This window comes from Streptomyces sp. NPDC006655 (genome assembly GCF_040703965.1).
Classification (GTDB): Bacteria; Actinomycetota; Actinomycetes; order Streptomycetales; family Streptomycetaceae; genus Streptomyces.
In genome coordinates, this window is the sequence record NZ_JBEYJU010000053.1 from 17,180 (window position 1) to 39,789 (window position 22,610).

At 73.6% G+C, this 22,610-nt stretch carries 20 protein-coding genes; 10 read left to right on the forward strand and 10 right to left on the reverse strand.

All coding sequences use genetic code 11. From position 1 onward, the window contains the following. Positions 1 to 222 precede the first annotated feature (222 nt). From AB0958_RS27370 to AB0958_RS27385, 4 genes are all read left to right on the forward strand, one after another. Positions 223 to 2,601 (forward strand): SpoIIE family protein phosphatase, encoded by a 2,379-nt coding sequence (locus AB0958_RS27370; RefSeq protein ID WP_366893154.1) that lies wholly within the window; start codon positions 223 to 225, stop codon positions 2,599 to 2,601. Between the two features lie 66 nt (positions 2,602 to 2,667). Beyond that, positions 2,668 to 3,024 carry a PRC-barrel domain-containing protein gene (locus AB0958_RS27375; protein ID WP_366893120.1) on the forward strand — a complete coding sequence of 119 codons (357 nt, stop codon included), beginning with the start codon at positions 2,668 to 2,670 and terminating at the stop codon, positions 3,022 to 3,024. 25 nt (positions 3,025 to 3,049) lie between these two features. After that, positions 3,050 to 3,223: a hypothetical protein gene (locus AB0958_RS27380; protein ID WP_366893121.1), complete on the forward strand. Its 174-nt coding sequence runs from the start codon at positions 3,050 to 3,052 to the stop codon at positions 3,221 to 3,223. 101 nt (positions 3,224 to 3,324) lie between these two features. Beyond that, positions 3,325 to 3,765 carry a universal stress protein gene (locus AB0958_RS27385; protein ID WP_366893122.1) on the forward strand — a complete coding sequence of 147 codons (441 nt, stop codon included), beginning with the start codon at positions 3,325 to 3,327 and terminating at the stop codon, positions 3,763 to 3,765. 36 nt (positions 3,766 to 3,801) lie between these two features. Here the strand turns inward: AB0958_RS27385 and AB0958_RS27390 are convergent, their stop codons facing one another. The 3 genes from AB0958_RS27390 to ppk2 form a co-directional block, all read right to left on the reverse strand. After that, on the reverse strand, positions 3,802 to 4,266 hold the full coding sequence (locus AB0958_RS27390; protein ID WP_366893123.1) for a cyclic nucleotide-binding domain-containing protein: 465 nt from the start codon (positions 4,264 to 4,266) through the stop codon (positions 3,802 to 3,804). 135 nt (positions 4,267 to 4,401) lie between these two features. Next, positions 4,402 to 6,120: a sulfate permease gene (gene sulP / locus AB0958_RS27395; protein WP_366893124.1), complete on the reverse strand. Its 1,719-nt coding sequence runs from the start codon at positions 6,118 to 6,120 to the stop codon at positions 4,402 to 4,404. A gap of 318 nt (positions 6,121 to 6,438) precedes the next feature. Continuing rightward, positions 6,439 to 7,242 carry a polyphosphate kinase 2 gene (gene ppk2 / locus AB0958_RS27400; RefSeq protein WP_366893125.1) on the reverse strand — a complete coding sequence of 268 codons (804 nt, stop codon included), beginning with the start codon at positions 7,240 to 7,242 and terminating at the stop codon, positions 6,439 to 6,441. Between the two features lie 41 nt (positions 7,243 to 7,283). Here ppk2 and AB0958_RS27405 point away from each other — a divergent pair, with 41 nt between their 5' ends. From AB0958_RS27405 to AB0958_RS27420, 4 genes are all read left to right on the forward strand, one after another. Then, positions 7,284 to 9,668, forward strand: a complete 2,385-nt coding sequence (locus AB0958_RS27405; protein ID WP_366893126.1) for a phosphoketolase family protein — start codon at positions 7,284 to 7,286, stop codon at positions 9,666 to 9,668. A gap of 436 nt (positions 9,669 to 10,104) precedes the next feature. Then, positions 10,105 to 10,512 (forward strand): pyridoxamine 5'-phosphate oxidase family protein, encoded by a 408-nt coding sequence (locus AB0958_RS27410; protein ID WP_366893127.1) that lies wholly within the window; start codon positions 10,105 to 10,107, stop codon positions 10,510 to 10,512. Between the two features lie 187 nt (positions 10,513 to 10,699). Next, positions 10,700 to 11,863, forward strand: coding sequence for an exonuclease SbcCD subunit D (locus AB0958_RS27415; RefSeq protein ID WP_366893129.1), 1,164 nt, complete (start codon positions 10,700 to 10,702; stop codon positions 11,861 to 11,863). A gap of 109 nt (positions 11,864 to 11,972) precedes the next feature. Next, entirely contained in the window at positions 11,973 to 14,963 is a 2,991-nt protein-coding gene (locus AB0958_RS27420) for an SMC family ATPase (RefSeq protein ID WP_366893130.1), read from the forward strand. A 4-nt stretch (positions 14,964 to 14,967) separates the two neighbouring features. On the opposite strand, the gene AB0958_RS27425 is transcribed toward AB0958_RS27420, so the two are convergent. After that, complete coding sequence (locus AB0958_RS27425) at positions 14,968 to 15,414, reverse strand: Lrp/AsnC family transcriptional regulator (protein WP_366893132.1); 447 nt, start codon at positions 15,412 to 15,414, stop codon at positions 14,968 to 14,970. 136 nt (positions 15,415 to 15,550) lie between these two features. Between AB0958_RS27425 and AB0958_RS27430 the strand changes: the two genes are divergently transcribed. Both AB0958_RS27430 and AB0958_RS27435 read left to right on the forward strand, forming a co-directional pair. Then, positions 15,551 to 16,036, forward strand: coding sequence for a rhodanese-like domain-containing protein (locus tag AB0958_RS27430; RefSeq protein ID WP_366893133.1), 486 nt, complete (start codon positions 15,551 to 15,553; stop codon positions 16,034 to 16,036). Positions 16,037 to 16,083: 47 nt separating this feature from the next. Next, on the forward strand, positions 16,084 to 16,599 hold the full coding sequence (locus AB0958_RS27435) for an immunity 21 family protein (protein WP_366893134.1): 516 nt from the start codon (positions 16,084 to 16,086) through the stop codon (positions 16,597 to 16,599). A 7-nt stretch (positions 16,600 to 16,606) separates the two neighbouring features. Here AB0958_RS27435 and AB0958_RS27440 read toward each other — a convergent pair whose 3' ends face one another. The 6 genes from AB0958_RS27440 to AB0958_RS27465 all read right to left on the reverse strand — a co-directional run bounded on the left by AB0958_RS27440 (position 16,607) and on the right by AB0958_RS27465 (position 22,565). Beyond that, entirely contained in the window at positions 16,607 to 17,833 is a 1,227-nt protein-coding gene (locus tag AB0958_RS27440; protein WP_366893135.1) for a cytochrome P450, read from the reverse strand. Between the two features lie 34 nt (positions 17,834 to 17,867). After that, on the reverse strand, positions 17,868 to 19,262 hold the full coding sequence (locus AB0958_RS27445) for an FAD/NAD(P)-binding oxidoreductase (RefSeq protein WP_366893136.1): 1,395 nt from the start codon (positions 19,260 to 19,262) through the stop codon (positions 17,868 to 17,870). Continuing rightward, a complete protein-coding gene (locus AB0958_RS27450) occupies positions 19,249 to 19,476 on the reverse strand; it encodes a ferredoxin (protein WP_366893155.1) in 228 nt (75 codons plus the stop codon). Before AB0958_RS27450 ends, AB0958_RS27445 begins: the two co-directional genes overlap by 14 nt. A gap of 75 nt (positions 19,477 to 19,551) precedes the next feature. Next, positions 19,552 to 20,229 carry a hypothetical protein gene (locus tag AB0958_RS27455; protein ID WP_366893137.1) on the reverse strand — a complete coding sequence of 226 codons (678 nt, stop codon included), beginning with the start codon at positions 20,227 to 20,229 and terminating at the stop codon, positions 19,552 to 19,554. Between the two features lie 123 nt (positions 20,230 to 20,352). Continuing rightward, on the reverse strand, positions 20,353 to 22,041 hold the full coding sequence (locus AB0958_RS27460; protein WP_366893138.1) for a DUF885 domain-containing protein: 1,689 nt from the start codon (positions 22,039 to 22,041) through the stop codon (positions 20,353 to 20,355). A gap of 32 nt (positions 22,042 to 22,073) precedes the next feature. Next, positions 22,074 to 22,565: an Lrp/AsnC family transcriptional regulator gene (locus tag AB0958_RS27465; protein ID WP_132887826.1), complete on the reverse strand. Its 492-nt coding sequence runs from the start codon at positions 22,563 to 22,565 to the stop codon at positions 22,074 to 22,076. Positions 22,566 to 22,610: the final 45 nt, after the last annotated feature.

Here is a 22,610-nt window from a genome sequence, read left to right on the forward strand (position 1 = left end):
CGCGGCCGACGTGACGTCCAGCGGAGGAACAGGAACACCGTGAGCGATCTCCGGCAATCCCCCGAACCCCTCGCCTCCGGCGCCTCGGCGGGCGACCACCCGGCGGCGGGAGCCCCCGCCCCGGCGGAGCCGTCGGCCGCGGCGGACGGCTTCGCCGCGGCCGACGGTCCGGGCCCGGCGGACGATCGGATTCCGGTCGGTGGCGCGGCGTCCGTTGCCGTCGTGGGGCAGGACGAGGGGCCTGGCGGAGACGCGGACGAGGCGGGGGAGCGGTCCCCCGTCGGGCGGCTCGCGGCGACCGTGGAGCGGTTGCGGCGTGAGGTGCGGGCCGCGCACGCCGAGGCCGACGGGCGTGCGCTGATCGAGATGGCCAAGGGCATCCTCGTGGAACGGCTGGGCTGCGGCCCGGCGCAGGCGGCCCGGCAGCTGGCCGAGCTCGCCGAGCAGGCGGGGGTGACCCCCCTGGAGTTCGCGGTCGACGTCATCAACCAGGCGGCGCGGGACCGGTTCTCGGAGGTCGCCGCCGAGTTCCTCACGGTCACCGCGGCCCGCACCGACAGCTCCGGCTCGGCGAGCGTACGGCTGCGGGCCGCCGAGAGCGGTGCACTGGCCGCCGACGACACCCAGGCCGTGGCCGACGCCCTGCTGGAACACGCCCTGGTCCCGCTGGGCGCGGAGGCCGTGGCGATCTGGGCCCTGGGCACCGACGGCTCGCTCACCCTGGCCGGGCACGCCGGCTTCTCCTCCGCCGAGGCGGGACGCTGGCGGCACGTGCCCCCGGGCGTCGCGACCGTGGCCCGCCGGGGCCTCACCGAACGCGGCGGCCACTGGATCCACAGCCTCGCCGAGACCGGCCTGCCCTCCATCGGCCAGCACCACCATCCCGAGGGCGGCCGGGTCGCCGTACCCGCCGGGACCGGCGGCCGTATCCACGGCGTCCTGGAGATCGCCTGGCCCACCCCCTTCGACACCCCCTCCGCGCCGATCGTCCGGCAGGTCGAGGCGCTGGCCGAGCTGTGCGCGCACACCCTGGAGACCTACGCTCCCGCCACCCTCGACGGCGACCTGGCCGCGCGCGCGGTGCCCGCGGTGACCGAGCTGATCGACCTCGCCGAAGGACTCCACGACCCGGCCCTGGTCCTGGTGCCGCACCTGGACGCCGACGGGAACCTCGTCGACTTCCGCATCCACCACGTCAACAGCCGTTTCCTGGATCCCGCCGGCCGGCCCCGGAGCGTCATCAACGACGCCCTGCTCCTGGAGGCGTACCCGATGGTCGCCGGCCACAGCGAGCTCTTCGACCGGATCGAGCGCGTCTTCGCCACCGGCGAGCCCTACCGCGCCCGCCGTATGCGCCTCACCGCCCTGGTCGACGACGTCCCGCTGGCCGCGGTGGCCGACTTCAACATCAGCCGGCACGGCGGCAGCGTGCTGCTCATCTGGCGTATCGAGGACGAGACCGCCCGCCTGGCCAGCCTGCTCAAGCACGCCCAGCGGCTGGGCCGCATCGGCGGCTTCGAGGAGAACGTCCTCACCGGCGAGATCACCTGGAACGGCCAGCTCTACGACCTCTACGGCCGGCCCGCCTCCGCCGCCCCCGTGCCGCTGGAGGACCTGGCCGCCCACGCCCACCCCGACGACGCCGTCACCATCGGCCGTTTCCTGCGCACCCTGATGCACCACCACCGGCCGGCGTCCACCGCCTTCCGTCTGCAGCGACCCGACGGCGTCACCCGCCACATCCGGGTGGTGGCCGAACCGGTCCTCGACTCCGGCGGCCAGCTGTACGGCGTACGCGGTGCCTACCAGGACATCTCCGCCCACCACTGGACCGAGGTCGCCCTCGCCGCCACCCGCGACCGGCTCGCCCACACCGAGCAGCAGGCCAGCGAGCGCAACCGGCTCACCCTCCAGCTCCAGCACGCCATCATGCCGCCCGCGCAGGCCCCGCTGGAGGTCCCCGGCCTGGACCTGGCGGTGCGCTACCGGCCCGCGGAGACCCAGAACCTGGTCGGCGGCGACTGGTACGACGCGGTCGTGCTGCCGTCCGGACTGGTGCTGCTGTGCGTGGGCGACGTGGCGGGACACGGCATCGAGGCGGCCACCAGCATGGTCGTCCTGCGCAACGCGCTGCGCGGGCTCGCCGTGACCGGCGCGGGCCCGGGGCAGCTGCTGTCCTGGCTGAACATGGTGACCCACCACCTGACCGGCTCCGTCACCGCCACCGCCGTGTGCGGTCTGTACGACCCCGACCGGCACACCCTGCGCTGGGCCCGGGCGGGCCATCTGCCGCCGGTCCTGGTACGCGGCCCCGAGGCGGAAGCGCTGCCGCTCGTGCAGGGCCTGCTGCTGGGCGCCGTGCCCGAGGCCGCCTACCAGGAGCACGAGGTGCAGCTCGCCGTCGACGACACCCTGCTGATGTACACGGACGGCCTGATCGAACGCCGGGACCGGTCCGTCGAGGAGTCCCTGGCGCAGCTGCTCACCGCCGCGCGCACGGTTCCCCGGACCCTGGAGCAGCGACTGGACCGCCTGCTGACCCACAGCAGGTCCGACACCGACGACGACACCTGCATCGTCGGCATCCGCGTGGTGCCGTGACCCGGGCGCCCCGCGCCGTGCGTCAACCCCGGATTCAGGGGGTACCCGCACAGCCGGAGGTGGGCGATGTTCGAAGCAGGCGACATCCGGGAATGGCGCGGCCATGACGTGGTCGATCCGGGCGGTCACAAGATCGGTGTCCTGGAGTCGGTCTACGTCGACACCGCGACCGACAGGCCCCTCTACGCCACCGTCACGGTCGGGCTGCCGACCCGCCGCCGGCTGGTGTTCGTCCCCCTCGTGAAGGCGACCGTCGGTCCGGGCTACCTGAAGGTGGCCTACGACAGGGGTGTGGTCAAGAAGGCCCCTGCGATCGACACGGACGGCGAGCTCCTGGCCGCCCAGGAACCCGCGGTCTTCTCGCACTACGACCTCGAATACACCCCCGGCGCCGGCGGTGAGCGCCGGCTCGCCCGGCGCTGACCGGGCCGAAGCGGCAGGAGAGCCGATGACCCTGTTTCTGCTCCTGATCCTCGTGGCCCTGGTCCTGGGCATCGTCGGGTTCGCCGCCCACGGACTCTTCTATCTCTTCGTCATCGGCGCCGTCGTCCTGGCCGTCGACCTCGTCTACGCCGCGCTCCGCCTGCGGCACGGCGGCCGGCACCACCGCATCGTCCGCTGACCCTGCCGGAGGCGTATCTCTGGCGGCGCGGCGGACCATCCCGCAGCGTGGGGGTGAGGGGGCCGCTGGGCGGCGTGCGCGCCGCGGGAGAGGTGGGACCGATGGACAGGGAAGTCGCCGTGCCCCGAGTCGTGGTCGGTGTCGACGGGTCGTCGTCCTCGTACGGCGCCCTGCGCTGGGCGGTCCGGTACGCCGGCCTGGTCGGCGGCACCGTGGAGGCGGTGTCCGTGTGGGAGCTCCCGGGGCTGTACGGCTGGTCGGGGCCCGCGGTGGACATGGACGTGGACCAGGAGGAGGCCCAGGACCGGATGCGGCAGGAGCTGACGGAGGTGCTCGGCGAGGAAGCGCGGTCCGTCACGACCCATCTGGTGCACGGCAACGCCGCCGACGTGCTGGTGCGGGCCTCGGCGGGGGCCGAGGTGCTGGTCGTCGGCAGCCGGGGCCGGGGCGGGTTCGCGCGGGCGCTGCTCGGTTCCGTCAGCATGCAGGTGACGCAGCACGCCGACTGCCCGGTGGTGGTCGTCCGCTCCGGGGAACCGTGAGCCGGCGCGGACCCGGCCGCCGCATCGCCGTCCCGGTCAGAGGCTCGCGCCCGCGCCGTACGGGGCGTACAGGTTCAGGAGCCGGGTACGGGCCGCGCTCAGGCGGTGGCCGACCACCTGCCCCACCCACTGGCTGACGGCGGCGCCCAGCTCCGCGTCCTCCTGGCACAGGGTCAGCACCGTCGCCGCGTCGAACTCGTAGGCCCGGACCGGCGTGGTGGCCTCGGCGCCCAGATGCCACACATGGGGCGCGAACAGCCAGGACCAGCCGACCAGTTCGCCCGGCCCCAGACTCTCGATGACGGCGGCCCGCCGACCGGGCACCCGCACGTCCAGCTCGACCCGGCCGGTACGCACGATCCAGAACCGGTCGGCGTGGCCGCCTTCCTCGAAGAGCCTGGTCCCCTGGGCGAAGGAGACCTCCCGGGCGAAGTGCATCAGCCGTTGCCGCTGACCGGCGGGCAGGGCGCGCGGCATGCTGAGGGACGGCGGGGCGTTCATGGCAGGCCTCCTGGGGACGCGCGTGACAACTCTGTCGCTGCCAGCGTGCGGGTCCGGCCCCGGGCCCGCCATGGGCCGAGCGGTCCCCACGACCGGGACCTTGAGCACCTCCGCGGCGCCCACGCCGGTGGCCGCTCAGTTCTGCGCGGCCGCCCACTCGTGGTACGCCGCCACCGCCGTCGGCAGGGTCGGGAACATGCGGTCGGGGCCCACCGCGTCGGCGAGGCCGTAGGCCCGGAGGCTGTCCAGGAGGTCCTGTTTGACGCGGGCCAGGGCGAACACGACGTCCCGGGCGGTCAGTTCGCGGCGGAGCTCGTCGACCGCGTCCAGGGCGGTGATGTCGACCTCCACGTTGGCCTCGGTGTTGAGGACGAACCACCGGACGGGTTCGGTCTGTTCGTCGACGGCGGCCAGCGCCCGGCGCCGGAAGTTCTCCGCGTTCGCGAAGAACAGGGGTGAGTCGTAGCGGTAGACGAGAAGCCCGGGAATCGTCCGGGCGGCGGGGTAGTCGTCGATGTCGTGCATGCCGGCCAGACCGGGCACCAGCCCCTCGACCGCGTCGTGCGGACGGGCCACCCTGGTGAGCAGCTCCGCGACGGACAGGCCGACGGCGACCAGCACGCCGTACAGGATGTCCAGGGTGAGGACCCCGGCCAGGCAGCCGAGTGCCAGCAGGAGTTCGCGACGGCGGAAGGCGGCCAGGCGGCGGAAGCCGGCCAGGTCGATCATGCGCAGGGCCGCGTAGACCACGAGGGCGCCGAGGACCGCGGACGGTGTGCGGGTCAGCAGCGGGCTGAGCAGCAGCAGGACCGCGAGGACGAGGGCCCCGGCCACCAGGGAGTACGCCTGGCTGCGGGCGCCCGCCGAGGCCGCGAGGGCGGTGCGGCTGGCGCTGCTGCTCACCGGGAAGCCGTGCACGGCGCTCGCGCCGAGGTTGGCCGCGCCCAGGGCCAGGAACTCCTGGTCCGCGTCGAGGGTGGGCTCCTCGTCGTCCGGGCCGGCTCCGGTGAAGGCGCGCGCGGTGAGGATGAAGTCCGTGTAGGCGACCAGGAGGACGCCCAGCGCGGGCAGCACCAGGCGGGGGATCTCGCCGAGGTCCGGCAGGGCGAGATCCGGCAGGCCGGAGGGGACCGTGCCGATCACCTTGATGCCGTGGCGGTCGTCCAGGCCGAACACGACGACCGCCGCCGTGGCCAGGGCCACCACCAGCAGCGGGCCGGGCAGGACGGGGAAGTACCGGGCGACGAGCAGGAGCACGGTGAGAGCCAGTGCCGCGAGCACGACGGTGGGCGGGTGCACGTCCCCCAGACGGGTGAGGAAGGACCACAACTGGGGGAAGAACGCGGTGCCGGTGGTCGGGACCCCGGTGAGCTTGGTCAGCTGGTCGACCATCATGATCAGGGCCACGCCGGTCAGGTAGCCGATGAGGACCGGGCGGGACAGCAGGTCGGCGAGGAAACCGAGCCGTATCACCCGTGCGACCAGGCAGAGCAGGCCGACGGTGGCGGCGAGGGTCGCGGCCAGCACGGCGTACCGGGTGGGGGCGCCGGCCGCGAGGGGGCCGACCACGGTGGCCGTCATCAGCGCGGTCGTCGACTCCGGGCCCACCGAGAGCAGCCGCGAGGAGCCGAACACCGGGTACAGGGCCAGCGCGGGCAGGATCGCCCACAGCCCCGCGACCGGCTGCAGCCCGGCCACCTCCCCGTACGCCATGACCTGCGGCACCAGGTACGCGGCGACGGTCGCGCCGGCCAGCAGGTCGCCCTTCAGCCAGGCACGCCGGTAGCCGAGCAGCAGGGCGAGACCGGGCGCGAGCCGGCGCCATCCCGGGTGTCCCTCTCCGTCCTGGGCCATGCGCCGCCTTCCGCCCGGTGATCTCCCAGCATCCACCGGACGGTACCCGCCCGGCCGACAGGCGCACGGCACCCCGCCGACGGCCCTGGCACACGGCACCGTTCGACGGCCGCACCTGAGGTCGGCATGGGGCCGAACGGCACGGGTGCGGGACCACCGGGCCCTGTCGTCGGCCGCCTCGGCGCACCAGGCTGGATCCCGGTTCCGGGGGATCCGGCATCCGTCACGCACGCGGCCGCCCGGCCGGCCGACCTCCGAGGAGCAGCGGACATGAACCCAGCGGTCGTACGGAGCGCCGGCTCTCCCGGCCGGAGCCGGTTACAGGCTCGCGGCGTGGTCGGGGACGTAGGTCTGCAGGTCACGCGACGGGCGCTGGTACCCCGTCGGCGCCGGCCGCTCGGGCAGTTCGAGCACCGGCGGCGGCACGTCGTGGTACGGCACTGTCGAGAGCAGGTGGGCGATCATGTTCAGGCGGGCCGCCCGCTTGTCGTCGCTCTCCACGACGTACCAGGGCGCGTCGGAGATGTCGGTGTGCACCAGCATCTCGTCCTTGGCCCGGGAGTACGCCTCCCAGTGGGTGATCGACTCCAGGTCCATCGGCGAGAGCTTCCAGCGCCGCAGCGGGTCCTCCAGCCGCTTGCGGAACCTGTCCTGCTGCTCGGTGTCGCTCACCGAGAACCAGTACTTGCGCAGCAGGATCCCCGACTCGACCAGCATCCGCTCGAAGATCGGGCAGTGCCGCAGGAAGAGCTGGTGCTCCTCCTTGGTGCAGAAGCCCATCACGTGCTCGACCCCGGCCCGGTTGTACCAGGACCGGTCGAACAGCACGATCTCCCCGGCGGCGGGCAGCTGCTCGACGTACCGCTGGAAGTACCACTGGGTCCGCTCGCGCTCCGTCGGCTTCGGCAGCGCCGCGATCCGGGCGATGCGCGGGTTGAGGTGCTCGGTCACCCGTTTGATCGTGCCGCCTTTGCCTGCGGCGTCCCGGCCCTCGAAGATCACTACAAGACGTGCACCCGTGGCCCGTACCCACTCCTGCAGTTTCACCAATTCGGTCTGCAAGCGCAGCAGTTCCGTCTCGTACACCTTGCGCGGCAGCTCCGCCGCCTTCTTGCCGGCCATGCCGCCTCCGCCACCCGATGATCTACCCGTGGAGCCATCCGATGTCCAAGGTCGAACACCAGGACGCCACCGTACTGTCCGACGACGAGCTGCGCACCCTCGACGCCCACTGGCGCGCCGCCAACTATCTGGCCGCCGGCCAGATCTACCTGATGTCCAACGCGCTGCTCACCGAGCCGCTGCGCCCCGAGCACATCAAGCCGCGGCTGCTCGGCCACTGGGGCACCTCGCCCGGCCTGAACCTCGTGTACACCCACCTCAACCGGGTGGTCCGGGCGCGCGGCCTGGACGCGGTGTGCGTGTGGGGGCCGGGGCACGGCGGCCCGTCCGTGCTGGCCAACTCCTGGCTGGAGGGGAGCTACGGCGAGACCTACCCCGACGTCCCGCGGAACGGGGAGGGGATGGCGCGGCTGTTCCGGCAGTTCTCGTTCCCCGGGGGCGTGCCCAGTCACGTGGCCCCGGAGACACCGGGCTCGATCCACGAGGGCGGTGAGCTGGGCTACTCCCTCGCCCACGCCTACGGCGCCGCCCTGGACCATCCGGACCTGCTGGTGGCCTGCGTGATCGGCGACGGCGAGGCGGAGACCGGCCCGCTGGCCGCGTCCTGGCACTCCAACAAGTTCCTCGACCCGGTGCACGACGGCGCCGTCCTGCCGATCCTGCACCTCAACGGCTACAAGATCGCCAACCCGACCGTCCTGTCCCGCCTGCCCGAGGCCGAACTGGACGCCCTGCTGAGGGGGTACGGTCACGAGCCGATCCACGTCACCGGCGACGACCCGCACGAGGTCCACCGGGCCATGGCCGCCGCGATGGACGACGCCCTGGACCGCATCGCCGTCATGCAGCGCTCGGCACGCGAGGACGGCAGCACGGAACGCGTGCACTGGCCGGTGATCGTGCTGCGCACGCCCAAGGGCTGGACCGGCCCCGCCGTGGTGGACGGCGTGCCCGTCGAGGGCACCTGGCGGGCCCACCAGGTACCGCTCGCCGCAGTGCGTGAGAACCCCGAGCACCTGCGGCAGCTGGAGGCATGGCTGCGGTCGTACCGGCCCGAGGAGCTGTTCGGTCCCGACGGAAGTCCCGTCGCCGACGTGCTGGCCTGCGTCCCCGACGGTGCGAGGCGGCTGGGGGCCTCGCCGTACGCCAACGGCGGCCTGCTCGTCCGGGACCTGCCGCTCGCCGATCTCGACGAGTTCGCGGTCCCCGTCGACAAGCCGGGCACGACCCTGCACGAACCCACCCGGGTGCTGGGCGACTTCCTCGCGAGGATCATGAAGGACACGCGCTCGCGCCGGGACTTCAGGCTGGTCGGTCCGGACGAGACCGCCTCCAACCGGCTCCAGGCCGTCATCGACGTGAGCGGCAAGGCCTGGCAGGCGGGGCGGCTCCCGGTCGACGAACACCTCGAACCGCACGGCCGGGTGATGGAGATCCTCTCCGAACACCTCTGCCAGGGCTGGCTGGAGGGCTACCTCCTGACCGGCCGGCACGGACTGTTCTCCTGCTACGAGGCGTTCGTGCACATCGTCGACTCCATGGTCAACCAGCACATCAAGTGGCTGAAGACGTCTCGTCGCCTGCCCTGGCGGGCTCCCGTCGCCTCCCTCAACTACCTGCTCACCTCGCACGTGTGGCGCCAGGACCACAACGGCTTCTCCCACCAGGACCCGGGCTTCGTCGACCACATCCTCAACAAGAGTCCCGAAGTCGTCCGCGTCTACCTCCCGCCGGACGCCAACACCCTCCTGTCCGTCGCCGACCACGTGCTGCGCAGCCGCGACTACGTGAACGTGGTCGTGGCCGGCAAGCAGCCCTGCTTCGACTGGCTGCCGATGGACCAGGCCCGCGTCCACTGCGCCCGCGGCGCCGGGATCTGGGACTGGGCCGGCACCGAGAACGGCTCCCGTGAACCGGACGTGGTGCTCGCGTGCGCCGGCGACGTCCCGACCCAGGAGATCCTGGCCGCCGCCCAGCTGCTCCGCCGCCACCTGCCCGAGCTGGCGGTACGGGTGGTGAACGTCGTCGACATGGCCCGCCTCATGCCGCACGAGGAGCACCCGCACGGGATGACCGACTTCGAGTACGACGGCCTGTTCACCACCGACAAGCCGGTGATCTTCGCCTACCACGGCTACCCCTGGCTGATCCACCGCCTCGCCTACCGCCGCACCGGCCACCGGAACCTGCACGTCCGCGGATACAAGGAGTCCGGGACCACCACCACCCCGTTCGACATGGTGGTCCGCAACGACCTGGACCGCTACCGCCTCGTCATGGACGTCATCGACCGCGTCCCCGGCCTCGCCGTCCGCGCCGCCGCGGTACGCCAGCAGATGGCCGACGCCCGCACCCGCCACGAGGCCTGGATCCGCGCCCACGGCACCGACCTGCCCGAGGTGGCCAACTGGAGCTGGGCCGGCTGACAGGACCTGGCCCGGCCGGTGGGCCCGGGGCGGCCGGGGCGTGGCGTCGCCGTCGGTACGTGCGCCGTACGTGGCCCGTCCGGCGGTGGACGGGGGCCGGTCGGCCCAAGCGGCCGGTTCCCGGCCGGTGCAGGCTGGACCCGTGAGGTGGCGGGCACGCCCCGCTCCCGGAGCGGGCGCACACCTCCCCCCAGGGCGGCGACGGCCGAGGCCTCCGGACACCTGGGGAGCCGGCACCGGGACCGGGCGCCGTCTCCGGGCCCCCGGCCCCCGGCCCCCGGCCCCCGGCCCCCGGCCCCCGGCCCCCGGGCCCCGGGCCCTTCGTCGGCCCGGCCGGGACCGTTGGCCCCTGGACCTGCCCCTGACCGGCGGCGCAGGCTGACAGGACCGGGTGCCCCAGGACGGTGGTACCGCAGGACGAGAGACGAGGCGGCCGATGTACTCCCATGACGGATTCCGCGAACTGGACCGTGGCGAGTGCCTGCGCCTGCTCGCCGGAGTGCCCGTCGGCCGGATCGTCCACACCCGGCACGCGCTGCCCGCCGTGCTGCCCGTCAACTTCGGCCTGGACGGGGACGGCGCCGTGCTGCTGCGGACCTCCGCGGCCTCGGAACTGGTGCACGCCATCGACGGCTCGGTGGTGGCCTTCGAGGCCGACGAGGTGGACGCGGACCGCCGCTCCGGCTGGAGTGTGGTCGTCACCGGCGCCGCGACCGTGGTGCAGGACCCGGCCGAGCACGAACGGCTGGTCCGTGAGGGCCCGCGCTCGTGGGTGCCGGTGCCGCAGGAGGTCTTCGTGCGCATCGAGCCGGACCTGGTCACCGGACGGGAACTGACCGGCTGAGGGACCGGGCACCCGTCAATCCACTCATTACCGACAATCCGCCCATCGGAACCGGGCGATGGACGAGTCCCGTGGTGGAGCAGGGGTCCGCAGGGGTTAGCGTGGTGGGCGCTGACCGTCGGCCACCTGCCGGCGGGCGTCGGTCGTGAGGGGCGGAAGGGCGAGAAATGCGGGTCGGGGCGGTTTCGTGAGATTGCTGCACACGTCCGACTGGCACCTCGGCCGCTCCTTCCACCGGGTGAACATGCTCGACGCCCAGACCGAGTTCATCGGCCACCTCGTGCGGACCGTACGCGAGCGGGCCGTCGACGCCGTGCTCGTCTCGGGGGACGTGTACGACCGCGCGGTCCCGCCGCTCGCCGCGGTCGAGCTGTTCGACGACGCGCTGCACCGGCTCGCCGACCTGGGCGTGCCCACGGTGATGATCTCCGGCAACCACGATTCGGCCCGTCGCCTCGGCGTCGGCGCCGGTCTCATCGACCGCGCGGGCATCCACCTGCGTACCGAGCCGTCCGCCGCCGGTACGCCGGTCGTCCTCGCCGACGCCTTCGGCGACATCGCCTTCTACGGGCTGCCCTATCTCGAACCCGCCCTCGTGAAGGACGAGTTCGGGGTCGAGAAGGCCGGTCACGAGGCGGTGCTGGCCGCCGCCATGGACCGGGTCCGCGCCGACCTCGCCGCCCGTGCCCCCGGCACCCGCTCCGTCGTCCTCGCGCACGCGTTCGTGACCGGAGGCGAGGCCAGCGACAGCGAGCGGGACATCACCGTCGGCGGGGTGGCCGCCGTCCCGGCCGGCGTCTTCGACGGCGTCGACTACGTGGCGCTGGGGCATCTGCACGGCTGCCAGACCATCACCGAGCGCGTCCGCTACTCGGGCTCCCCGCTCGCGTACTCCTTCTCGGAGACCGACCACCGCAAGAGCATGTGGCTGGTCGACCTGGCCGGTGACGGCACGGTCACCGCCGAGCGGCTGGACTGCCCGGTCCCGCGTCCCCTGGCCCGGCTCCGGGGCACCCTGGACGACCTGCTGGCCGACCCCGCCCTGACCCGGCACGAGGACGCCTGGATCGAGGCCACGCTCACCGACCCGGTCCGCCCCGCCGACCCCATGGCCCGGCTCACCGACCGCTTCCCGGGCACCCTGAGCCTGGTCTTCGCCCCCGAGCGCGCCCCGGACGACCCGGACGTGACCTACGCCCGCCGCCTCGCCGGCCGCACCGACCGGCAGATCGCCGAGGACTTCGTCGCCCACGTGCGCGGCGCGGGCCCGGACGAGCGGGAACTGGCCGTGCTCGGCGACGCCTTCGACGCCGTCCACGCGGACGCCGCGGCCCGCGAGGTGCCCCGGTGACCGCCCGTACTCACAGCATCCCGCCCGCCGGCCCGCACTCCGCCGAGGCCGGCCGCGGCCCGCGCGGTGCGGTGGCAGCGGGGCCGGGGTGGCCGGGGGAGGACGTCCAGTGAGGCTGCACCGGCTCGATCTGACCGCCTTCGGGCCCTTCGGCGACACCCAGAGCGTCGACTTCGACGCGCTCTCCGCCGCCGGGCTCTTCCTCCTGCACGGCCCGACCGGTGCCGGCAAGACCTCCGTCCTGGACGCCGTCTGCTACGCGCTCTACGGCAGCGTCCCCGGCGCCCGTCAGAGCGGCCAGGGCCTCACCCTGCGCAGCGACCACGCCGCCCCGGCCGTCCGCACCGAGGTCCGCCTCGAACTCAGCGTCGCCGGACGCCGGCTGGAGATCACCCGGCAGCCGCCCTGGGAGCGCCCCAAGAAGCGCGGCTCGGGCACGACGCTGGACAAGGCCCAGGCCTGGCTGCGCGAGTACGACGCGAAGGGCGCCGCCTGGAAGGATCTCAGCCGCTCCCACCAGGAGATCGGCGAGGAGATCACCCAGCTGCTCGGTATGAGCCGGGAGCAGTTCTGCCAGGTCGTGCTGTTGCCCCAGGGCGACTTCGCCCGCTTCCTGCGCGCCGACGCGGGAGCCCGCGGCCAGCTGCTCGGCCGGCTCTTCGACACCCAGCGCTTCGCCGACGTCGAGAAGCGCCTCGCCGAGCGGCGGAAGTCCACCGAGGCGCGGGTACGGGACGGTGACGCCGCGCTGCTGGCCGACGCGCACCGGATGCAGCAGGCGGCCGGCGACGCGATGGAGCTGCCTGACCTGGCCCCGGGCGACCCCGGCCTCGCCGAGGCCGTCCTGACCGCCGCGGCGGTCGCCCGCAGCACCGCACGGGAGCGCCGCACCCTCGCGAACTGCCGCCTGGACCTGACCGAGTCCGCCCAGTTCGCCGCCGACCGCGCACTGGCGGACGCCCGTGAACTGGCCCGTCTGCAGGGCAGGTTCGCGCAGGCGCGGCAGCGCGCGGCCCGGCTGGCGGAGGGGGCCGGGGCCCACCGGGAGGCGCAGGCGCGGATGGAGCGGGCGCGGAAGGCGGAGGCGGTGGCGCCGGCGCTGGAACTGCGCGAGGCGGCCGAGTCCGCGCACCGCGCGGCGGCCGCGGCCGAGGCACGCGCACGGGCGCTGCTGCCGGACACCTTCGCCGGAGCCGGTGCGGCAGGGCTGGCGGCCGCTGCCCGCCGGGCCGCCGAGGAGCTGGGCGGTCTGGAGTCCGCGCGCCGGGCCGAGCGACGGCTCGCCGAGGTCGTCGACGAGCGCGGCCGCCTCGACCGGCAGGAACGCGAGGACGAGGACGTCCTGCGGGAGACCGACGGCTGGCTCGCCGACTGGGACGCCACCCGTGCCGCCCTCCAGTCCCGTATCGACGCCGCCCAGGAGGCCGCGACCCGGGCCGAGCAGCTCGCCGTGCAGCGCGAACCCGCGCGGCAGCGGCTGGCGGCGGCCCGGCTGCGGGACGAACTCGGCCGGGACACCGACGAAGCCCAGCGCGCCGCCCTCGCCTCCGGTGCGCTGGCCCTGGAGGCGAAGGCGCACTGGCTGCGGCTCAAGGAGCAGCGCCTGGCCGGCATCGCCGCGGAGCTCGCCGCCCGGCTCACCGCGGGCGAGCCCTGTGCCGTCTGTGGGTCCACCGAACACCCCGCGCCCGCGCAGATGTTCGCGGGCCATGTCGACGCGGAGGCCGAGGAGCGCGCGGAAGCCGACCACCAGCGCGCCGAGGCGCGGCGCGCCCAGGACGAACGCCGCCTCGCCACCGCACGCGAGGCACTGGCCGCCGCCACCGCCGCGGCCGGGGACACACCCACCGACCGACTCACCGCCCAGGTGGACGAGTTGGAGCAGGAGTACCGCCTGGCCCGGGGCGCCGCCTCCGACCTGCACCCGGCGCAGGAGGAGCTGCGGCTGGCCGAGCGGGAGCGCGAGCGCCGGCTGACCGACCGCCGGCAGGCCGAGGTCCGGGCCGCCTCCCGGGTCGCCCGGCGTGACGGCCTCGACGCCGAACACGCCCTGCTCGAAGCGGAGTTGACCAAGGCGCGGGGGAGCGCGGACAGTGTGGCGGCGCGGACCGGGCAGCTGGAGCGACAGGTGGCGCTGCTCACCGAGGCCGCCGACACCGCGCGCGCCGCCGAGGGCGCCGCCCGGCACCTGAAGGACGCCGACGCCCGGCTCGCGGACGCCGCCTACCGGGCCGGCTTCGAGACGCCGCAGGCCGCGGCCGCCGCGCTCCTCGACGACACCGCCCACCGCGAGCTGCAACGACGTCTGGACGAAAGGCAGTCGGAGGAGGCGGCGGTCCGTGCGGTGCTCGCCGAGACGGACACCGCGGCCGCCGCGCAACAGCCGCCCGCCGACCTCGACGCGGCGGAACGCACTGCCGCCGCGGCGGCCCGGTCGGTGCGTGAGGCCGCGTCCGCCCGCGACCGGGCCGACCACTGCTGCACCGAACTCGACCGGCTGTCCGCCCGCGCCACCGCGGAGGTGCGCCGGCTCGCCCCGCTGCGCGAGGAGTACGACCGGGTCGCCCGGCTCGCCGCCCTCACCGCGGGCACCTCGGCCGACAACGAACGCCGGATGCGTCTGGAGTCGTACGTCCTGGCAGCCCGGCTGGAACAGGTCGCCGCCGCGGCCACCGTCCGCCTGCAGCGCATGTCGTCCGGCCGCTACACCCTGGTCCACTCCGACGACCGCACCGGACGCGGCCGCAGCGGCCTCGGACTGCACGTCGTCGACGCCTGGACCGGACGCGAACGCGACACCGCCACGCTGTCCGGCGGCGAGACCTTCTTCGCCTCCCTCGCCCTGGCCCTCGGCCTCGCGGACGTGGTCACCGACGAGGCCGGCGGGGTCCGGCTCGACACCCTCTTCATCGACGAGGGCTTCGGCAGCCTCGACGACCAGACCCTGGACGAGGTCCTCGACGTCCTCGACTCGCTGCGCGAACGCGACCGCAGCGTCGGCATCGTCAGCCACGTCGCCGACCTGCGCCGCCGCATCCACGCCCAACTGGAGGTGGTGAAGGACAGATCGGGCTCCGCGCTGCGGCAGCGCGGCGTCTAGGGCCCTAGGTGCCGATCGCCCGGCGGGGCAGGGGGGAGGAGTAGACGACGCTCGTCGTCACCGAGCCCAGGGTGCCGATCCTGCCGGTGATCTCCTCCAGGTGACGCATCGAGCGGGCGGTGACCTTGATGACGAAGCAGTCGTCGCCCGTGACGTGGTGGGCCTCCAGGATCTCGGGCGTGGCGGCGACCAGGTCGTGGAACGGCTTGTAGTGGCCGTTGGGGTAGCGGAGGCGGACGAAGGCGAGGATCGGCAGGCCGAGGCGTTCCGGGTCCACCACCGCCGCGTAGCCACGGATCACGCCCGCCTCCTCGAGGCGGCGCACGCGTTCGGTCACCGCGCTCGGGGACATCGCGACGGCACGCGCCAGCTCGGCGAAGCTGGCCCGGCCCTCGCGCTGGAGGACGTCGAGGATGCGCCAGTCGGTGGCGTCCGGGGAAAACGCGGTCATTGGGGATGGATAACAGGGAATCCCCGGCCGGACAAGGTCCGGGCCGGGAATCGCGCCTTCAGGGCGGCCGGTCACCGGCCGTAGATTTCCGGTCATGGAGATCCGCCGCACCGGCGGTCGAAGGGAAAGGCCCGACATGACCGACACGTTCGTCACCGCCCCCAACCCCGTGCTGCGCGTCGCCCCGGCCGCCCCCGCCGACGCCGCCGCCCACTTCCGTGCGAGCCTCGCCCTGCACGCCGACGTCTCGGACGTGGCCGCCGCCCTCGCCGACACCGCCGACCCCGGCTTCGTCGTCCTCGACTCCCGCTCCACCGCCGCCTGGGACCAGGGCCACATCCCGGGCGCCGTCCACCTGCCCACCGCGCTCGTCCCCGGGCAGGCCGCCGGGCTCCTCGACCGGGACGTGCCCGTGGTGACGTACTGCTGGGGTCCCGGCTGCAACGGCGCCACCCGTGCCGCCCTGGCCCTGGCCGAACTCGGCTACCGGGTCAAGGAGATGCTCGGCGGCTTCGAGTACTGGGTGCGTGAGGGCTTCGAGTTCGAGACCTGGCAGGGGCGCGAACGCCGGACCCCGGACCCGCTCACCGCGCCCGCCCGGCACGGCGACTGCGGTTGCTGATTCCCGAAGGCGAACCTGCATGGTCGCTGTCCGTGTAGGTTCGGCCCATGACTCGTTATGCGGATCCAGGCGTGATGGAGTGGGTGGAGTCGGGCGGCGGTCCGCTCGTGGCGGTCCCGGAGACGGTCCTGCCGTTCTGGGCCGGGGCGGACAGCGCGGACCTGGCCACCGACTACGACCGCGCCTGCGAGGTCGACGGCTTCGTCGGACTGCTCCCGGTCGGGGACAGCGCCGCCCTGGTCCTGGGCGACGAGCCCGCCTCGACGTCCTTCCTGCCGGACCACGGCACCTTCGTACGGTGGTCCGCCGCCGACTCCGAGGACGAACTCCTCGCCCAGGTCCCGGCCGCGCTCGACGCCGCCGTGTGGGAGAAGGAACTGCGCTGGCGGGTCCCCGGTCCCGTCGTCCTGTTCGACTCCGCCTGGCCGGGCGGCGAGGCCGAGGGCGGGGAGCACCTGCGCGTCCCGCTGGAGCCCGGCACCTACCTGGTGCGCGCCGCCTACACCAGGCCCGGCCCGGAAACCTGGCTGGGACTCGTGCAGTTGCGCAAGGTCAACGACTGACCGACCGTCACCTCACCCCGTCCACGGCGATGTTGAGATGCCGGGGCCCGCGCAGCACCGCGTTCCGACGGTACGGCGGCGGGTCCTCGACCAGCCGGGGACCGTCGAGCCGCCGGGCCAGCTGGGCGAGCGCCAGCTGCGCCTCGATGCGGGCCAGCGGGGCACCGAAGCAGCTGTGGATGCCGCTGCCGAAGCCGAGGTGCTGGATGTCCTTGCGGTCCGGGTCGAAGCGGTCGGGGTCCGGGAACCGCTGCGGGTCCCGGTTGCCCGCGCCCAGGACCAGCCAGATCCGCGAACCCTTGGGAATGGTCACCCCGTGCACCTCGATGTCGGTGATGCAGGTGCGCTGCGGCAGGAGCTGCACCGGCGGCTCGTAGCGCAGCAGTTCCTCCACGATCCGCACCGACAGGCCGGGGTCGTCGCGCAGCCGGGCCAGGACCTCCGGGTGCCGCAGCAACGTGAGCATCCCGTTGGTGATGAGGTTGACGGTCGTCTCATGGCCCGCGATGAGCAGCAGCACCGCCGTGCTGAGGACTTCCATGGTCGTCATGGCGCCGTCCGGACCGCGGCTGTGCACCAGGTCCGACAGCATGTCGTCGCGCGGTTCCCGGGCGCGTTGCTCCACCAGGCCGTTCAGGTACATGCCGAGCTGAAGCCGGGCCTCCTGCGCGGCCTTCTCCGAGTCGGCGGCGGTCCGGGTGTCCGGGTCCAGACCCGCCACGATCGGGTCGACCCAGGTCCGGAACCGGGGCTCGTCCTCCCTCGGTACGCCGAGCACCCGGCAGATCGCGGTCACCGGGAAGGGGTAGGCGACCTGGTCCACGAGGTCGAACTCCCGTGCGTCCCCGAGGCCGTCGATCAGCTCGGTGACGATCTCCTCCAGCTGTCCCCGCATGTTCTCGATCCGGCGTGGCCGGTGCGGCGGTCCGAAGGAGCTGTTGGCGATCCTGCGCAGCCGGTCGTGCTCCGGAGGATCCATCCGGATGAAACTCGGCGGCAGCCCGGTCGCCTCCGGGCCGGACAGCTCGTCCGCTCCGAGGGCGGCCAGGTTGGCGGCGTCGGAGCTGATCCGCGGGTCGTGCAGCAGCGCCTGGATGTCGTGGTAGGTGCTGATGAGGTACGGGCCGTCCTCCTCGTGCAGCACCGGCGTCCTGCGCAACTCCGCGTACACCGGGTACGGGTCGGCGCGGTTGGCGAAGTCGGTGATCTGCCGCAACATCGAGGTCTGCGTCATGACAGGTCCTTGGAACGTCGGGGCCGGCGTACGGTCAGTGGCGGGCGGGGTGGAAGACCAGCTGCTGGTCGGTCGGCGAGTAACCGCTGAGGGTCACCATCGGGGCGTGCGTCGGCAGCGCCGGGTCCGGGAAGGCGGCGTCCACCGGCACCCGCCCCTCGGGGCGCCGGTCCACCGTCGGGAACTCCACCGGGAACGGCGCGCCCCGCTCGATCTGCCGCTGGTAGAACTCCAGCCACCGCGTGTTGTCGAAGCTCACCGCGGCGATCGTCCGGCCCTGGTGGCCGTAGACCCCGACGAACCGGCGTTCGGCCAGCGAACCCTGCGTGATCATAATCTGGTCGCCCATCGGCGGTACCCCGACCGACTTGATGTTCACCCCGAACTGCGACGACCAGAACGCCGGCACCCACAGATGCGGCCTGCGCTCCGCGCTCGAACTGACCATGTTGTGCGCGGCGGTCTCGGCCTGCGCGACCGCGTTGCCCCAGTGCTCGAGGGACAGGAACTGGTAGCCGAACAGCGCGTGCGGGGACCGGGCGACATCGCCGGCGACGAAGACGTCGTCGGTGACGATGCCCCGGAAGTCGAAGGCACGGCAGCCCGCGTCACAGGCGACGCCCCGCGGGCCGGCGCCCAGCCCGGACCCGGTCAGCCAGTCGGTGTTGCGGACCGCGCCGAGCCCCACGACCACCACGTCCGCCTCGACGACGTTCTCGTCGGACAGATGGACCGCCCGCACCCGGCCGGCCGGGTCACCCTCCAGCGCGGTCACCATGACCCCGGTCCGCAGGTCCACCCCGTTCTCCCGGTGCATCTCGGCCGCGACCGCCCCGATCACCCCGCCCAGCGCGCCCACCAGCGGCGCGCCCGCGCGTTCCGCCACGGTGACGGGAATGCCCTGTTCCCGGCAGGCCGAGGCGATCTCCGAACCGGTGAATCCGGCGCCGATCACGAACACCCGGCGCGGCCCGGCCTTCAGCCGCCGCAGCAGCGCGGCCGCGTCGTCCCGGGTGCGCAGCGTGAAGACGCCGTCGAGGCGGGCCTCCTCCTCCTTCGGCCAGGGCCGGGCCCGCACCCCGGTGGCGATCAGCAACCGGTCGTACTCCACCTCGTCGCCGTCGGCCAGCCGTACCCGCCTGGCCTCCATGTCGAGGCCGGTCGCCGCGACGCCCAGCCGCCACTTCGCGTCGATCTCCAGACGGTGCGGCAGCTCCGTGTGGTGCGGCTCCGCCTTGCCGAGCAGGACGCCCTTGGACAGCGGCGGCCGGTCGTACGGCTCGTACGGCTCGTCGCCGATCATGGTGAGTTCGCCGGCGAAGCCCTCGGCGCGGAGCGTCTCGGCACCCCGCAACCCGGCCAGCGAGGCACCCACGATCACGATCCGGCCCTCGCGCCGCAGCCAGTCCGGATAGTCAGCGGGCGGCATCCGAGGCCCCTCCCGCGGCTCCGTCCAGACCGTCGGCGGTGATCGCCTGCACCGGGCAGGCCGCGACCGCGCGGGCCAGTCGCTCCCGCTGCTCCTCCTCGGCGCGCGGGTTGTAGACCAGCGACTCCTCGCCGTGCATGGCGAAGACGTCCGGAGCGAGGAACGCGCACTGCGCGTACCCCTGACATCTGTTGAGGTCGACGACAAGACGCATCATGGCTCCGCCCTTCGGTGGCCAGGTCCGGTGCGTACCGCCGGTCCGTCGTCCCAGTGTCGGGCGAGGGCGAACTCAGCGCACTCCGGCACGGGAGCCGGTGGCACGGCGGAAGCTCTCCGCGACGATGTGCACGCTGATCAGCAGCGACCACGCCGGGAACACCAGCTCGGCCCACGGCACGGCGGACGACACGAACAGCAGCGCCACGGTGGCCACCAGGCCCAGCACCGTGAGCCAGCGGGGCAGGATGCCCAGCCGGTGCCCGATCACCGACGTGGAACAGGTGAAGACGGCCGCCATCCGCATGGCGTACCCGGTCATCAGCGTGTACGCCAGGTGCTGGCCGAAGTCCCAGACGGGCCTGGAGGGTGAGGTGCCCGCCGGATGCGCGGTGTCGAACACCGCCGTGGCCGCCGCCGCGGCGCCGAACATCGTGGCCGTGAAGACCAGCCCGCTGCCGAGGAAGACAGTGGCCAGGAACCGGTCCTCGCCCTCACCGACATGGGCGCGTACCGCGCCGGCGAACCACAGGAAGCAGATGCCCGCGAACGGCACCAGCAGGAGCGCCGCGTGCACGGCGCTGCGCTGGGCCGGATCCGGCCGCTGGGCCACGACCGCGTCGGCACCCTGCGGGATCCCCAGCCGGATCAGCACCATCGCGGCGGCGAGCAGCAGCGCGAAGACGATCCCGGCCACACCCGCCGCCCGGGGGGTCTCCAACGGCTGCCGTCGGGGCTCGGAGGTCTGCATGCGCGGCTCGCTTCCTGTGTCCGGTGGCCCCCGGCACCAGCAAGCCGAATCCGCCGGACCGGCGCCACCGGAACACCCCCGAACGGCAGACACGGCCGGTACCCCGGCCGCGCCGCCGGCCGGTCAGAGCCGGGACAGCTCCTCCACCAGGTCGTCCAGGCCCAGTGACCCCTGGGACAGGGCCGCCATGTGCCAGGCCTTCAGGTCGAAGGCGTCGCCCTGCCGCTCCCGGGCCTTCTCCCGGCCCAGCAGCCAGGCCCGCTCGCCCAGCTTGTAGCCGATGGCCTGGCCCGGCATCGACAGATAGCGGGTCAGCTCGCTCACCACGAAGTCCGCGGGGCGGCTGCTGTGCGCGGCGAAGAACTCCTGCGCGAGCTCGGGCGTCCAGCGCTCCCCGGGGTGGAAGGGGGAGTCGTCCGGGATCGTCAGCTCCAGGTGCATGCCGATGTCGATGATGACCCGCGCGGCACGCATCATCTGCGCGTCCAGGTAGCCGAGCCGGCGCTCCGGGTCGGTGAGGAAGCCCAGCTCGTCCATCAGCCGCTCCGCGTACAGCGCCCAGCCCTCGGCGTTGGCGCTGACCATCCCGACGCCGGCCTGGTAGCGGGAGAGGTTCTCGGCGATGTGCTTCCACTGCGCCAGCTGGAGGTGGTGGCCGGGCACCCCCTCGTGGTACCAGGTCGAGACCAGGTCGTAGACGGGGAACCGGGTCTGGCCCATCGTCGGCAGCCAGGTGATACCGGGGCGGGAGAAGTCGTCCGACGGCGGCGTGTAGTACGGCGCCGCCGCACTGCCGGGCGGCGCGATCCGGGACTCCACCCGGCGGACCCGCTCGGCCAGGTCGAAATGGGTGCCGTCCAGCTTCTCGATGGCCTCGTCCATCACGGACTGCAGCCACTCCCGCACCTCGTCGACGCCCTCGATGTGCGTGCCGTGCTCGTCCAGGTGCGCCAGCGCCTCCCAGGGCGTGGCCGCGCCGGGCAGGATCTTCTCCGCCTCGGCCCGCATCTCGCCGAGCAGCCGGTGGTACTCGGACCAGCCGTACGCGTACGCCTCGTCCAGATCGAGGTCCGTACCGTTGAAGTAGCGGACCCAGCGGGCGTACCGCTCGCGGCCCACCACGTCCGGCGCGCCCTCGATCGCGGGCTCGTACACGTCCCGCATCCAGTCGCGCAGCGCCACGACCGCCCCGGTGGCGGACCGGGCCGCCGCGTCCAGTTCGGTGCGCAGCGCCTCGGGCCCGGCCGACGCGAACTGTTCGAACCAGCCCCTGCCGTCGCCCGTGTCGGCCCATTCGCCGAGCTGTCCGACGAAGGTGGCGGTGGCCCGCGGACCCGCGTAGAGCTTCCGCTCCAGGCCCAGTGCGAGGGACTGCCGGTACCCCTCCAGCGCGGCCGGCACCGCGCGCAGCCGCTCGGCGACCGCCGCCCAGTCCTCCTCGGTGGCGACGGGCGTCACGGTGAACACCCCGCGCACCGAGTGCGCGACCGAGCTCAGGTTGCTGACGGCACGCAGGCTCTCGTCCGCCTCGTGCACGGCGAGGGCGGCGGTGAGCCGCTCACGCAGCAGACGGGCGCAGCGACGCTCGATGTCACTGTCCGCACCGGGCTGCCGCTCGGCCTCGTCGAGCTTGGCGAGCGTGGCGCGCTGGAGCTGTGCGACCGCTTCGTCACCGGCCGGCGAGGTGTCGGGCAGCCGGCCCGAACTCTCCTTCACGCCGAGGAACGTACCGGTGATCGGGTCGAGGGCGATGAGTTCGTCGACGAAGGTGTCGGCGACCTGACGGGGCAGCGGGCTGTTCGTCTGTGACATGCGGTCCATCCTCGTACGACGGCCGCCGCGCGTCACTGGGATTGAGCTGACGGCGTAGGCGGGAGCAGCGGTCCGCAGTCCCACCGCTGGAAGATCAGCCGGGTCTCCACCCGGGCCACTTCCCGACGGGACGTGAACTCGTCCAGGACCAGCCGCTGAAGGTCCGTCATGTCCGCCACGGCCACCTGGACCAGGTAGTCGTCGGGACCGGTCAGATGGAACACCGTACGCGACTCCGGCAGCGCCCGGATCCGCTCCACGAACGGGCCCACCAACTCCCGCCGGTGCGGCCTGACCTGCACCGAGAGCAGCGCTTCGAGACCGCGCCCGAGTTTGGCCGGATCGAGTTCGAGCCGGTGCCCGAGGATCACCCCCGAGCGGCGCAGCCGCGCCACCCGGTCCAGGCACGTCGACGGCGCCACGCCCACCTGGGCGGCGAGATCGCGGTAGGTGGTCCGGGCGTCGTTCTGAAGCAGCCGCAGCAGATGCAGGTCCACCGGATCCAGTACGACGGAATCGGCCATGAGCCGAACGTAGCACGGCGTTCGGGGCGACCGGCCCGCCCCCTG

Bases quoted from the DNA above. Each gene is read 5' to 3' on its own strand.
- AB0958_RS27375 (WP_366893120.1), top strand. From the start codon at position 2,668: ATGTTCGAAGCAGGCGACATCCGGGAATGGCGCGGCCATGACGTGGTC.
- AB0958_RS27380 (WP_366893121.1), top strand. From the start codon at position 3,050: ATGACCCTGTTTCTGCTCCTGATCCTCGTGGCCCTGGTCCTGGGCATC.
- AB0958_RS27385 (WP_366893122.1), top strand. From the start codon at position 3,325: ATGGACAGGGAAGTCGCCGTGCCCCGAGTCGTGGTCGGTGTCGACGGG.
- AB0958_RS27390 (WP_366893123.1), bottom strand. From the start codon at position 4,266: ATGAACGCCCCGCCGTCCCTCAGCATGCCGCGCGCCCTGCCCGCCGGT.
- sulP (WP_366893124.1), bottom strand. From the start codon at position 6,120: ATGGCCCAGGACGGAGAGGGACACCCGGGATGGCGCCGGCTCGCGCCC.
- ppk2 (WP_366893125.1), bottom strand. From the start codon at position 7,242: ATGGCCGGCAAGAAGGCGGCGGAGCTGCCGCGCAAGGTGTACGAGACG.
- AB0958_RS27405 (WP_366893126.1), top strand. From the start codon at position 7,284: ATGTCCAAGGTCGAACACCAGGACGCCACCGTACTGTCCGACGACGAG.
- AB0958_RS27410 (WP_366893127.1), top strand. From the start codon at position 10,105: ATGTACTCCCATGACGGATTCCGCGAACTGGACCGTGGCGAGTGCCTG.
- AB0958_RS27425 (WP_366893132.1), bottom strand. From the start codon at position 15,414: ATGACCGCGTTTTCCCCGGACGCCACCGACTGGCGCATCCTCGACGTC.
- AB0958_RS27430 (WP_366893133.1), top strand. From the start codon at position 15,551: ATGACCGACACGTTCGTCACCGCCCCCAACCCCGTGCTGCGCGTCGCC.
- AB0958_RS27435 (WP_366893134.1), top strand. From the start codon at position 16,084: ATGACTCGTTATGCGGATCCAGGCGTGATGGAGTGGGTGGAGTCGGGC.
- AB0958_RS27440 (WP_366893135.1), bottom strand. From the start codon at position 17,833: ATGACGCAGACCTCGATGTTGCGGCAGATCACCGACTTCGCCAACCGC.
- AB0958_RS27445 (WP_366893136.1), bottom strand. From the start codon at position 19,262: ATGCCGCCCGCTGACTATCCGGACTGGCTGCGGCGCGAGGGCCGGATC.
- AB0958_RS27450 (WP_366893155.1), bottom strand. From the start codon at position 19,476: ATGCGTCTTGTCGTCGACCTCAACAGATGTCAGGGGTACGCGCAGTGC.
- AB0958_RS27455 (WP_366893137.1), bottom strand. From the start codon at position 20,229: ATGCAGACCTCCGAGCCCCGACGGCAGCCGTTGGAGACCCCCCGGGCG.
- AB0958_RS27460 (WP_366893138.1), bottom strand. From the start codon at position 22,041: ATGTCACAGACGAACAGCCCGCTGCCCCGTCAGGTCGCCGACACCTTC.
- AB0958_RS27465 (WP_132887826.1), bottom strand. From the start codon at position 22,565: ATGGCCGATTCCGTCGTACTGGATCCGGTGGACCTGCATCTGCTGCGG.